Annotated in this window: 15 protein-coding genes; all 15 read right to left on the reverse strand. The window is 55.5% G+C overall.

Going from position 1 to position 12,421, the window contains the following annotated elements:
* The 15 genes from tssE to tagF all read right to left on the reverse strand — a co-directional run bounded on the left by tssE (position 1) and on the right by tagF (position 12,419).
* Complete coding sequence (gene tssE / locus IM300_RS14110; protein WP_015570336.1) at positions 1-564, reverse strand: type VI secretion system baseplate subunit TssE; 564 nt, start codon at positions 562-564, stop codon at positions 1-3.
* Complete coding sequence (locus IM300_RS14115; RefSeq protein ID WP_193037035.1) at positions 557-1,369, reverse strand: type VI secretion system accessory protein TagJ; 813 nt, start codon at positions 1,367-1,369, stop codon at positions 557-559. Before IM300_RS14115 ends, tssE begins: the two co-directional genes overlap by 8 nt.
* Before the next feature lie 9 nt (positions 1,370-1,378).
* On the reverse strand, positions 1,379-2,365 hold the full coding sequence (locus tag IM300_RS14120; protein WP_063868520.1) for a hypothetical protein: 987 nt from the start codon (positions 2,363-2,365) through the stop codon (positions 1,379-1,381).
* Between the two features lie 16 nt (positions 2,366-2,381).
* Positions 2,382-3,179 (reverse strand): PP2C family serine/threonine-protein phosphatase, encoded by a 798-nt coding sequence (locus tag IM300_RS14125; protein ID WP_063449579.1) that lies wholly within the window; start codon positions 3,177-3,179, stop codon positions 2,382-2,384.
* The gene (gene tagH, locus IM300_RS14130) at positions 3,176-4,960 is read right to left on the reverse strand and encodes a type VI secretion system-associated FHA domain protein TagH (RefSeq protein WP_063868519.1); all 1,785 of its coding nucleotides are present in this window, start codon (positions 4,958-4,960) and stop codon (positions 3,176-3,178) included. The genes IM300_RS14125 and tagH overlap by 4 nt, the downstream gene beginning before the upstream one ends.
* Positions 4,961-5,071: 111 nt before the next feature.
* Positions 5,072-5,470, reverse strand: a complete 399-nt coding sequence (locus IM300_RS14135; protein WP_193037037.1) for a hypothetical protein — start codon at positions 5,468-5,470, stop codon at positions 5,072-5,074.
* A gap of 284 nt (positions 5,471-5,754) precedes the next feature.
* A complete protein-coding gene (locus tag IM300_RS14140) occupies positions 5,755-6,108 on the reverse strand; it encodes a T6SS amidase immunity protein Tai4 family protein (protein WP_038416232.1) in 354 nt (117 codons plus the stop codon).
* Positions 6,105-6,587 carry a type VI secretion system amidase effector protein Tae4 gene (locus tag IM300_RS14145; protein WP_193037096.1) on the reverse strand — a complete coding sequence of 161 codons (483 nt, stop codon included), beginning with the start codon at positions 6,585-6,587 and terminating at the stop codon, positions 6,105-6,107. The genes IM300_RS14140 and IM300_RS14145 overlap by 4 nt, the downstream gene beginning before the upstream one ends.
* A 58-nt stretch (positions 6,588-6,645) precedes the next feature.
* On the reverse strand, positions 6,646-7,128 hold the full coding sequence (locus tag IM300_RS14150) for a type VI secretion system tube protein Hcp (RefSeq protein WP_014884229.1): 483 nt from the start codon (positions 7,126-7,128) through the stop codon (positions 6,646-6,648).
* A 473-nt stretch (positions 7,129-7,601) separates the two neighbouring features.
* On the reverse strand, positions 7,602-7,814 hold the full coding sequence (locus IM300_RS14155) for a hypothetical protein (RefSeq protein ID WP_074177798.1): 213 nt from the start codon (positions 7,812-7,814) through the stop codon (positions 7,602-7,604).
* The gene (locus IM300_RS14160; RefSeq protein ID WP_226842298.1) at positions 7,807-8,472 is read right to left on the reverse strand and encodes a hypothetical protein; all 666 of its coding nucleotides are present in this window, start codon (positions 8,470-8,472) and stop codon (positions 7,807-7,809) included. The genes IM300_RS14155 and IM300_RS14160 overlap by 8 nt, the downstream gene beginning before the upstream one ends.
* Before the next feature lie 99 nt (positions 8,473-8,571).
* Entirely contained in the window at positions 8,572-10,071 is a 1,500-nt protein-coding gene (gene tssC, locus IM300_RS14165; protein ID WP_063868514.1) for a type VI secretion system contractile sheath large subunit, read from the reverse strand.
* A 3-nt stretch (positions 10,072-10,074) separates the two neighbouring features.
* A complete protein-coding gene (gene tssB, locus IM300_RS14170) occupies positions 10,075-10,599 on the reverse strand; it encodes a type VI secretion system contractile sheath small subunit (protein ID WP_022648413.1) in 525 nt (174 codons plus the stop codon).
* Positions 10,600-10,674: 75 nt separating this feature from the next.
* Positions 10,675-11,691, reverse strand: coding sequence for a type VI secretion system protein TssA (tssA, locus tag IM300_RS14175; RefSeq protein ID WP_193037039.1), 1,017 nt, complete (start codon positions 11,689-11,691; stop codon positions 10,675-10,677).
* A gap of 11 nt (positions 11,692-11,702) precedes the next feature.
* Complete coding sequence (gene tagF, locus IM300_RS14180) at positions 11,703-12,419, reverse strand: type VI secretion system-associated protein TagF (protein ID WP_063868513.1); 717 nt, start codon at positions 12,417-12,419, stop codon at positions 11,703-11,705.
* Positions 12,420-12,421: the final 2 nt, after the last annotated feature.

Genomic DNA, 12,421 nt, shown 5'->3' on the forward strand with positions numbered 1-12,421 from the left:
TTACCCCGCATCCTTCAGTTCAAAATGGCCGTTTTCAAGGTCGACGTCGGTGCGAAAGAGAAACTCCAGCGGATACGGCACGCACCACAGGCGACCTTTGATTTCGATAGACAGCACGTTGTGCAGATCTAACGACGAGGTATCGGACACGCAGCGAACCTGAAGCCCCTGCGGCAGGATCCGCGGTTCAAAGTTAATAATCGCTTCGGTGAGCTTACGCTGAATGTCGTGCCATTCGATATCGGACATTCTTTTCCCCGCCAGCGGCGCAACGCCAAAGTTGACGACGGAACGGCTCACCTGCGTCAGCCCGCTTAAGTCGCTGGAGGCATCGTGGTTGATGGTATTAAACAACCACTGTAAATCCCGCAGAACGTTGCGACGCAGCGCGGCGTGGGTGATCAGATTGCTGTTGGCGGACTCGCGTTTTTTTTCCGGATCGTTATCCGTCAGGCGATCCAGCAGCGAGGGCTGCATCTTGTCGCGTGCCCCCACTTTCTCCTGCCTGCTGCGGGCCTGCCAGCCGCTGCGCAGCAGATCGCCTTCGCCAGCGGGATTACTCATCCGCACCATCCGCAGCAAACGTCACCAGGCTCAGGGTGAGCAGCGGGCTTTCGCTTTGCTCGCTCAGCCAGGCTTTCTGCCCTATGCCTTCATACAGGACACCGTCGTCGTCGAGCGGGAGCCACTCGGTAGTGCGCCCCAGCTTAACGCTATCGGAAGCGCCGTCAGCAAACGGATAACGCGCCGGGATCTGACAGACCTGCTCGCTGCCGTCCGTGAGGCGGACCAGCGCATGACGCCATACCAGATCGGTCACGCTGGCCGGAGCCTGGAAACGGATCGTGTCGATGGCGCAGAACGGCACCCAGAAATAGCGGCCATTGACCAGAGTTTCACACACTGGACCCAGACGGGCATCGCCGTCCATCAGCCATTCGAAGGGCTGGTTTTCTTCATTCTCCAGCGTGACCTGTCCACGGCTTGCCGGGGCTTGTTCGAGTGCCACCAGACGCAGCGTTTGCGCGTGCTCGCCGCTTTCCGTCAGCGCCTGGGCTAACGTCGTCAGCCATGGCCACTGCGCCTCGGGCATCGCCGGACGCGCCTCTCCTGCAAACACGCGGGCCCGCTGCTGTTCGCCCTGAATGGCCTGCTCCAGCAGCGTCACGGTCGGTTTTGCCTGCGGCTTCAGCGCCAGCCAGCTTTTCAGCTGGGTCAGGGCGCGAGCCCAGTTACCGCTGAGGATCAGAAACTGCACAAACGCGGCGCGCAGGTCGGCATCCGCCGGGCGGGCTTTTATATCGGCTTCCAGGCGAAGCAGCGCGTCGTTAATCGACTCACCTGCCAGGCGTTGATAAAGCGTATTCATAGCCACTCCTTAATTCGCCGCGCGCCAGGCGCCTATTGCCGGATCGCGCAGCTGCGGGCGCAGCGTGTCGATCAGAACAACGTTCAGCTCAGCGCCCGGTGCAACCCATGCGCTCCAGATCTTCTTGACCTCGGCGATACGCGCCTGAAGTCGGGCGTCGTCGCTGGCGATCTCGCGCGTGATTTCCACCGCCACCGTGCCGTTGCTCTTCCAGCCGTTCAGGGTGCTGTCGTACGGCAGGATCATCCAGCTCTGGTCGCTGTTCTGGGTGCTGAAGACCATGCGCTCTTTGTTGACGGAGGTGATCAGCGCGTTTTCAGGATCGACCGCGTTGTTCAGCCCCATCACCGGGAAGCCGTGAATGTAGGTGACCGGAATCGCTTTCTGCGTCCCGTTACGGTTTTGCGTCACCACGGTGTGGCCGCTGAGCCAGCTGCCGTTACCGCAGCGGGTGGTGTCGGAGTCAGGAATAAACAGCGCCGGCGCGGAGGAACCACCCTCCCAGAAGGTGCGCAGGTGGCAGCCGTCCTGAAGGGTAAACTCCTGCCATGGGGTACGGTCTGCCGCTACGGTGTGCGTCTCCGGATTCTGGTCAGGCGGCAGCAGCGCGCCCGGGGTGGTGGTCGCTGCCACCGCCGTTTCCTGCTGCTTCACCACCAGCGCCCAGTCCTGCGCTTTAGCCGCCGTGCCACGGGCAAGCGTCGTCCCCTGCGGATCGTTCAGCGTCCAGTTGAGGGTATTCAGCTTGCTGCACTGGTGCTCCAGCAGCGAGCCAAGGCGCGGCACGAAGTTTTCCAGCACCGAAACCTCTTTCTTACCATTCGCCACGATGCGCAGCGCCACGTCCGACTTACACCAGCTTTGCGGCGTATTGTCTTTAATGTTGTCGATCCAGATATCCAGCTTCTGCGCAGGAGACTGCACGATGCGGAAGTTTTCAGCCTGTGCGGTGGTCGCCACCGTCAGAAGAGCCAAACCCGATAGCCAAAGTTTCATATCAATCCTTGTGTGTCTAATCAGTTCCGCAGGGAAGAAATTGTGCTGCGTCAGAGAGCGTATGCAGCAAAGTGGTGTCCTGAGGGTTGCCCATCCACACCGCCACGGCGGTGTAGTTATCCTGAGCATTGCCCTCCTGTTCGCCATTCTTTTGAATGATTTGGTTCATTAAGGTCAGCCACTCCTGTGGCGTATTGACCATGTGCAGCGACTGCTTCATCTGCTCTTCGCTGACGCCGTGCCAGAAACCGTCGGTGCAGAGTAAAAATGCATCGCCGTCTTCAACCTGCACCACATCGCTGTAGCTCGCTTCCGGTCCGCCATTCTCAATACCCAGCGCCAGATACAGCAGGTTGCTGTTGAGGTCATCGGTCTGATGTCCGGCATCCTTCATCTGCTGGACGAGGCTGTGATCGGTGGTGACGTGCCACAGCCAGCCGCGACGAAACAGGTACAGGCGGCTGTCACCGGCGTGCGCCCAGTAGGCCAGACGGTAATCCCTGTCGATAAACAGGCTGACCAGCGTGGTGCCCATCCGGCGATAGTCCTGCACCGCCTGTTGTTCGCTGAGGATGGTGCGGTTCGCCGTTTGGACGTAGTCACGAATATGCTGCGCATTCAGGTGCTTGTCGCCATCAAAGCGGGAAATAATGCTGTTGCGGGCCAGCTCAGCGGCCACCTCGCCGCCCGGCAGGCCCGCAATGCCGTCGCAGACGACAAAGCAGGCTGAACGTTCCCCGATGGTTTCTCCCGTCTGATCCTGGTTGCTGGCGCGCGTCCCCTGGCGGGAGAGAGAAGCCGTTGCGATATTCATTTTTCTTCGGATCCGCTTTGTGAGTCTTTGTACTGATTGACCTCCATGTCATAGGCATGGAGGAAGGCTTCGCCAAACAAGGTATGGAAGTCGTCCTCGATCTCGCCCGCCGTCTCGCCATAGCTGCGAACGAAATAATCCCACAGCGCGGCTTTACGGCTGCCCGGCAGCGCCAGGCGCGACGTCATCCCGTTCTGCTTCGCCTGCTCTTCCAGCTGTTCCGGATTAAAGGATTGCAGCATAGCGGCGATAATGGCGCGGATACCGGAGATCATCCCCAGCTGGTGCGCCTGAAGATCGATCAGCGCATCACGTACCGATTTGGTCGGCGGCATAAAGCCCGGCATCGGCGTGCCGAACATCTGTATCAGGACCGTTTTACCGGTTGGCAGCAGCTTGAACGGGTTGTTGGCATCGTCGAGCACCATGGTCATATCGGCCTTTACCCCGCGCTTGAGGATGGACCGCGAGGAGAGCAGCGCCACGGTCCCCTGCGAGAACATGCCCAGGATCTGGCCCAGCTGACGCATGTTTTCGCGGTCAAACTGCGGCACCGGCTGCATTTCGCTCAGGCCCATGCCTTCCAGCAGCGCCTCCAGCAGTTCGCCCTGAAGCACCTCGCCCCGCTCGCCGGTCTGTGCGGCAGCCGCGGGGGATGCGGCGTTTTTAACCGGGTCGATGCGCAGGCGGCCCTTAGGCGCCTGGGCGTGACTGCGCGCCACGGCCTGCGGCGTTGGCATGGTGAAGCCGGCGTAATCGGGACGCGCGGGCTCTTCTTCTTCCGCGCGCGGCGCGTCCTGCGGTTCAGTCGGTTCCGGATCGAACAGCGGCGAACCGGCAAGCGCATCCTCTTCCGGTGCGGGCTGAGGTTCAGGCTTTGGCTCCGGCTTATCAGCCGCGATTTCATCCGGATGGGTTAACGGCGCGCCGCCCATCAGGCCGAGCGGGTCGTCGTGACGCGCGGCAGGCGCGCTGGCCGTCCCGCCAAACAGGGCTAACGGATCGAGTTCATCCGCGGCCTCTTCCTTTGGCTGGGCAGGTTTGCTTTCGTCCGGCTGCACCAGCGTTGAAGGGGTGACATCGTCAAAGATGCTCTCCTGCTTGAACAACGCGTCATCGCTGAACAGCGAGTCCGGATCCACATTTTTACGTTCAAGTGCCGGATCGGTGTCGTTGAACATCGCCAGTGGATCTTCGGCATTCCGCTCCGGAGCCGCGGGCTGGGAGAACGGGTCGTGGGACGCGGCAGGCTGTGGTTTTGCCCGGTTGCTGGAGATGCTGTCGGAGATGGAGAACTCCTGCATCAGGCTGTCCCAGATTTCCGACGGCACGGCCGTAGGTTCCGCTTTTCCGCGAGGCGCGGCGCTGGCCGGTTTTGGTTGCGGCGCCGCTGCCGGTGCAGGTGTTGCCGCTGGACGCGCCTGCTGCATGCTGGCCGCCATGCGGCTTACGGGCTGGGTATCGTGAATAAGTTCGCTGACTTCGATGCGATAATCATCAATACCGAGAATATCCCCATCCTGAAGCTCAACCTGACGCCCACGCTCCAGCGGAATATCATTCAATACCACGCGAGTAACGCTGCCACGGTTCGTGACGCGACATTCGCCGCTGGCGTCGACGTGAACGATAGCCTGCAAACGCGAGATAGTGCGATCGTTGTCCGGCAGCACCAGATTGTTATCCGTACCGCGCCCAATGGTGCCGCCCGGGGCATAAAAATCACAGCTGCTTTGCGGCGGCTGATGACCGGGTTTCGTAGAAATAATCGTGAATCGCATGGCGTATTCCTGCTGGTATGATTAGCGCTCAAACGCTGCCGCTCTCGGGGATGAGAACGGCGGGGTTTGGGGGTTAATTCAGAAAGGCATCATTTAAATATCAGAATAGGATTACATATTATTAACGATGGAAAGAATTAACAGCAGTAAAAATATAATAGTGGCAATAATGATTTTTCTTCTGTACGGCTTAACCCATGATAACTCAAAGGCAGACAAAATTTCATTGCACGACTGTGGCTCAAGCCAACGACACTCAGTGAGCCTCACACGCTTACCCTGTAAGATCCGTGATAAAATTGTGGTGAGAAAACCAAACCCCCAGAACCCAAGATTTTGCCAGGTTTGATAATCTTCTTTTTTGAGCAACTGTTGATTTGTGAATATCGAATATATTTCGTTAACCTGGCGATATTTTTTTCGATAGTCTATATAAAATGAAATGACCAGAATTATAAAAGCAGCAAAAAGACATATAATAACAGCAGAGTAAATATTATTAAAAATCACTTTATTCTCCGCTAAAAATTAAGTTATTGAGCTGTTCTCCTGCAAACCCACCGATTTGTGTTCCACCCGCTGCCCCGACTGCACCAACCACTAAACCACAGATGAGTGTTCCTGTCCCCGCTGTGGGTACACCAAATTTCATTGCGCACATTGCCAAATAGCTGTCTTGCCTGAAAATCCAGAGTGCCGGGTTGCTGAACAACACAGTAACCTGGAGCAACGTTTGACGGACTTGCTATGGAAACTACTTGTATTCTTTTTAATTTTTAGCTTTTGCAGAAGGTTTATTTTTGCACACTGAGTTGGCGAATCGCATCGCTATGGGAAATTAGGCTGCACTTTAAAACCTCATAGTTTACCGGTGCTGTACCACCTAGCTTCTGTTTCAGTAAGGTGTTAATAACCTCGTCGGCCTTTTCGAAATTCTCGGCAGGCAGGTTACTGGCTTCCAGCCATGCGGCGGCGCTTGCCTTTGCATCATTTTTCAGCGTCGTACTATCCGCAATCTTTCCGATACAGCGATTTTGCACCCAGTTTTCAAAAATCTGTTGCTGAGAAAAGGTATTAACGTCCGGCAGAGTTTGGGCGAAGGTATATGAGGTATTCAACGCCAGCACGAAAGCGAGTAAATGTTTCATTTCAGACTCCAGAGCGTAGCGCTGCCAGGAATAAACGAACCATTACCGGGAGAACCCAGAAAATGGCAATCATCGGAGCAAATATTCCCATTCCAGAGCGTGACATGTCCAGTGGCATCGCTCCAGCCATGACCGGTAAAGATGATAATGCCTTGCTTACCTGCAAATTGGCCTGGTGTTGGAGACGTCACCGTCAGATCTGCATTACCCATTACAGTTGGCAGAAAAGCAATCATATCCTTTACGCGATACATGTAACGTTTTTTATCACTCCCCGTAACCGTCGCATATCTGCTGTTGGCGGGAATTGGAACGCCACAATAATTTAAAACGTAGCTCATACGAATGGGGCATGCATTTTGAAAAATTCCGGCTTCGATATTGTGCTGGACTTTTCCACCCAATAATTTACCAACCGTCTCGACATTGACATTAACTTCTCTGAATCTGTTCCAGGCGGCACCAAAAGCAGGACGCATAAGTATTTTCCCTTTTAAAAAGCACAGGATAAAGTGAGCCCTTTCGGGCCCACTCCTGTTATGCTTCTTTGTTTTCTTTGATGTTCCAGCCAGCGCTGCTTTCTGCACCTTTACCACCGGCAGTGGTCTGCTCCCAGTACTGCTGTTTCACTTTCGCAGCCTGGAATGCATAGGTCACGCCAACGGTATCGCCGTTGTCTGCACCGGTGTACTGAACGGAAGTCACGAGAACGTCTTCCAGGGTGATGCGGGTGTATTCAACCTGCTGACCACCCGCTTTGCAGACGGACAGTTCAACTTTGGTCAGGTGCTTACCGCTTGCGCAGTGTTTCAGGATTGCTGTAGTGGATTTGTCGATCAGAGCATTAACGTGCAGATCGTTAAAGTTAACCTTACCGGCACCACCGCCACCACCCACACTCATATTACCTGGCTGGGACGCGCCCCAGGAGAAGGAGGTAATGTCAGTCCAGCCGGTGTGGTTAGAATCTTTAGATTCGCCCGTAACACCCTCGACCTTCAGAAACATATCAATAGCCATAATATCTACTCTTCGTGGATGAACAATATTGCTTTCGAAAAAGCCCTTATATGGCAAACAGGAAAGCATGGGGCTGAATAAAACCGTCCATATTTTACCTCTGCCTCTAGTCTGTCGATATCGTACTCGCACAGACTGTTCAGAGTGGCTGCAATAACAACCACCCTAAATTATGGTTTGTCACTCATCACTGTGTCTCAACGCTAGACAATCATTGATTTCATCATCTAGAATAATTTCAATCACTTCCGGATTACATAAGGACACAAATGAAATATCTTCTCTTAACAATACTTGCAATTGGATTATTCATTGTTGCAATTTTCACTACCGTGAATCTATTCCAGTCCGCATGGTATGTTTTCACGCTTGAGCAGATGACTACCCTGGCGGCTGGCTACCTGTTTGGGAAATTACTTTTCCTGCTTATCGTTCTTCTGGTGATTTATTATCTACTGAAATCATTACGCAAATCAAAGTCGTGATTTTAATTTTTCAGCAAAGTAATAAATAGCGATAGATGCAGCCACAGCAAATATTAACAAAGCTGCATTTATCGTTACTTCAAAAGTACTCACACTCCAGTCAAAGACGAAAACATAATAACCAAGCACCGTAAAGAAAAGCATGAAAGATAGTAGAAGCATGAGATATACCCCTATATATCTAATTGCTTTATCAAACACGAGGAACCCCCGTTAAAAACCGGTTAAAAATATCTTGATCGATAGCGCCATGACTTTGTTGATAGTTTATAGCTTCAATGAATGGTTTAACGTTATCTTCAACAAGGAAATATAACAAATCCAAATCTCCCGCACCACGTAACTCGTTGTAAACATCTTTATTTAATTTTAACAAATCATAGGATGTATAAACTGAGCGAGAAATGGAAGCACCAACGCTTAACACTCCTGTAATTCCAGCAGAGACCAGAAAACGCGGTACAATTTTCGAAACAAACAATGCAATTAGCTCGTTTACAAAAATCATTTTAAAGGCAATACCACCGACTTGCGACCCACCTATTTTCAGGAGTAGCTCCTTAGATTGCTCTTCAGATAATCCAGACAGGTAGCGTTTTATAACTGTATTTATTAACCGACGGACATCCTCTGACGTGAGCCCTTTTTTGATAAGGGTCAGTAGTCTGATTTTGTCGGTTTGATTTCGCCACCGGTGATCTGAATCAAGGAAATCCTTCGTAAGCATCCATAAATCTTCTGGGATGGACATAAAACCATCGACCGTACTCCGGGCAAAGATTTCAGGACCGCTTTGTTTGCGCGTGTTGAATATTTTCAACATACCTTCGGCAATTTCTGTTGGCGAACTAGCTACCAATTTCAGATCTCCCTGAGGTGAATAAATGTCGTTGATGAAATTTAAAGAAGTTGGTTTCGAAGAACTAGGTTACCGGCCCTTGTGGGCCGGCAATCGTCATCACGCGTCTTTCGTCTTCAGCGACGGCAGTTTAGATACCAGACGCAGGGAAACGGTCAGACCTTCCAGCTGATAGTGAGGGCGCAGGAAGAACTTCGCGGCGTAGTAGCCCGGGTTGTCTTCGATTTCCTGCACCTGCACTTCCGCAGCCGCCAGCGGTTTACGGGACTTGGTCTCCTGGGAGGAGTTCGCCGGGTCGCCGTCGACGTAGTTCATTACCCAGTCGTTCAGCCAGCGCTCCATCTCTTCGCGCTCGCGGAAGGAGCCGATTTTGTCGCGCACGATGCACTTCAGGTAGTGGGCAAAGCGGCAGCAGGCAAACAGGTACGGCAGACGGGAGGCCAGACGCGCGTTCGCGGTGGCGTCCGGATCGTGGTACTCGGCCGGTTTTTGCAGGGACTGCGCCCCGATAAAGGCGGCAAAGTCGGAGTTTTTACGGTGCACCAGCGGCATAAAGCCGTTTTTCGCCAGCTCGGCTTCGCGACGGTCGCTGATGGCGATCTCGGTCGGACACTTCATGTCCACGCCGCCGTCATCGCTCGGGAAGGTATGGCACGGCAGGTTTTCCACCGCCCCGCCGGACTCCACGCCGCGAATCGAGGTACACCAGCCGTACTCTTTGAAGGAGCGGTTGATGTTGGCGGCCATCGCATAGGCCGCGTTCGCCCACGAGTAGCTGTTGTGGTTCGCGCCGTCGGTCTGCTCTTCAAAATCGAAGCTGTCCACCGGGTTGGTGCGAATGCCGTACGGCAGACGCGACAGGAAGCGCGGCATCACCAGCCCCAGATAGCGGGCATCTTCGGATTCACGCAGGGAACGCCAGGCGGCGTACTCGGTGTTCTGGAAGATCTTGGTCAGATCGCGCGGGTTAGCCAGCTCCTGCCAGGATTCCATCTGCATCACGCCCGGCGCGGTGCCGGTGATGAACGGACAGTGGGCGGCAGAGCCGATGCGCGCCATCTCGCCCAGCAGCTCAACGTCCTGCGGGCTGTGGTCGAAGTAGTAGTCCCCGACGATGCAGCCAAACGGCTCGCCGCCAAACTGGCCGTACTCCTGCTCGTAGATTTTTTTGAAAATCGGGCTCTGGTCCCAGCCCACGCCCTTGTAGCGCTTCAGGGTGCGGCCCAGCTCCTGCTTGGAAATGCTCATAAAGCGGATCTTCAGCATCTCGTCGGTTTCGGTGTTGTTGACCAGGTAGCTCAGGCCGCGCCAGGCGCTTTCCAGCTTCTGGAACTCATCGTGGTGAATGATCTGGTTCACCTGCTGCGAGAGCTGCTCGTCGATACCGGCAATCAGGTTCTGAATGGTGCGGTAGGTGTCGTTAGAGAAGGTGACGGTATTTTCCAGCGCCTGCTGCGCCAGGGTTTTTACCGCGCTTTCGACGGCGGAGCGCGCCTGGTCGGTTTTCGGACGAAACTCTTTGTTCAGCAGCGCGCTGAACTCGTCCTGGCTGAACGCCTGACCCGCCTGCTGATCGTGTTGTTGAGTCTGGTTGCTCATCGATTATTCCTCGCTACCTTTCGCACTTTCGTCATTTTTTGGCATCTGGCTCAGGGATTTGAGCAGCGTCGGATCCTGAAGGATTTTTGCAATCAGCTCTTCCGCGCCGTTTTTGCCGTCCATGTAGGTCAGCAGGTTAGAGAGCTGGGTGCGCGCCTCCAGCAGCTTGTTCAGCGGCTCAACTTTGCGGGCCACCGCGTCCGGCAGGAAGTCGTCCATGCTGTCGAAGGTCAGATCGACGTTGAGCTTACCTTCGCCGGTCAGGGTGTTATCTACCTGGAACGCCACGCGCGGCTTCAGCGCCTTCATGCGTTCGTCGAAGTTATCGATGTCGATTTCCAGGAATTTACGCTCGTCGACGGCTGGCAGGTTTTCCACCGGCTTGCCAACCAGATCGGCCATAACGCCCATCACAAACGGCAGCTGAATTTTGCGTTCTGCACCGTAGATCTCTACGTCGTACTCGATCTGCACGCGGGGAGCACGGTTGCGTGCGATGAATTTCTGTCCACTGTTACTCATTGCCATGATGTTCTCCATCAAAGATGCGCGGTGAAGGTGAAACGGCAGACTCCATGCCTGTCGTCATAATGCCAGGACGCGTCATTCGCGGCGTCCAAAGATGTTTTCCAGTTGGTTAACGCCGTCCGGCGCCAGGTCGCGAATAATGTCCATAAAGTTGAGTTCAGACAGCCGCTGCACCCGTTCAATCATCAGCGGTGCGGGATGGCTTGGTTCGTACTGCGCAAAATACTGCTTCGCTTTTTCCAGCATCAGCTGCGCGTCGGCGCGGCTGGTCACCTGCACGCTGCGCCAGTCCGTCACCTGCTGGACGGGCTGGGCGGCCACCTGCTGTGGCTCGGCGTGCGGTTCAGCCTGCGCGTCACGGTTTGGCAGCAGCTTGCTGATATCGGTCACCTGACAGGCGCTGGAAACCAGCCCGACGGTTTTCAGCAGCTGTTCCATCTCCGGCACGCCGCTTTCGCCGAGATAGCCGGTAAGCATTTCGCGGATAGCCAGCAGGCGCTCGTTGATCACGATAACCGCCGCGGTGCCGGGCTGGTCGCCGCGCGCCAGCTCGTCAATCAGCCTCGGGCGACCGCCGGGGTAGTCCGGGCATTCGGTTTTGCTGCCGTCGAGCAGCGCCTGCGCGTCGCGCAGCGAAATTTCATCGCCGTTTGAGCGCAGCAGCGAGGCGTTGCGCACCGCGACGGTCAGGTCGGATTTATCACTCAGCCCGGCGAGGGCGTTGATGCGGTAGAACGGATCGGTTTCGCCATACTCTTCCAGCAGCGGATAGAGCTGTTCCCAGTAGCGGGACAACGCTTCCTGCACCAGCAGCAGCCCGTCGGCGTAGCCTGCCAGTCCGCGGCGACGCGTCCAGGCATGGGTGAGCGCCAGCAGCACGCGAAGATCTTTGGTGCGGGTCAGCAGGCCGGTGGCGAGCTTTTCAACGGTGTTCCAGTCTGCGGGCTCTGCCGGGATGATGGTGTCGCCAAACTGCTGCTCGGCTTTGCCCTGGCTTGCCTGGTTCATCGCCTGGAAATCGGCGTCGTACTCCAGGTTTTCACCGCAGGGGTTGTCGGGGCTTATCGGCGCGAGAAATTCATCGATATTCATAAGGTCCCTGCTTATTCAAACATAGGCGGGTAAAGCCCGTGACGGCCCGGTCGGGCGCCGCCTGCCGGATCGAACAGCAGCGTAAAGAGCTGCCCGGTAAAGTTTCCGCTGTGCACGTGGGTGTAGAGCGGGTAGCCGTCGCAGCGGTTCGTCCACCAGTAGCTGGTCTGGCGCAGCGGATCGAAACACTCCGCCGCCTGCGGCCAGCCCAGGGTGTTCTGACCATCGTCGTCATAGCCAATCACGTCGAGAATGTCGGAACGCTTTTGCGGCTCTACAGGCTGTGGCGCCGGGATGGTCATCAGCATGTCATCCAGCTGGGAGGCAGAATAGCTGTTACGCACCGCGTGCAGTCCCAGACGCCCCAGCTGCTGGTACCAGCTTTCGGCCTGCCCGAGCAGGCGGGACGACCACTCGGCCGGCGTAAAGCTTAGCTGAATACAGACCGGATAGTGGCGGCCCACGCTGTCACGGCCCGGCAGCAGGCAGCCCATCTGAATCATCTGGCTGCCGAGCATCGGCGGGACGACAAAATTCCACACCGGGGCTTTAGAAAACGGGCGCTCGCCGCTGCGCTGCTCTTCCTGCTGCCAGGCCAGCAGGCCGACCTGGAACCAGTGCGACCACTGGCGTTGCAGGGTATCCGGAAAGCGACGCTGCAAAAAATCTCCGGCGCTGGGTAATTTGCCATACCAGCTGTAGCGGTTCATCGCAGGGGTATTCGTCATAC

It is taken from the genome of Enterobacter cloacae complex sp. I2 (assembly GCF_014896205.1).
GTDB classification, from domain to species: domain Bacteria; phylum Pseudomonadota; class Gammaproteobacteria; order Enterobacterales; family Enterobacteriaceae; genus Enterobacter; species Enterobacter quasihormaechei.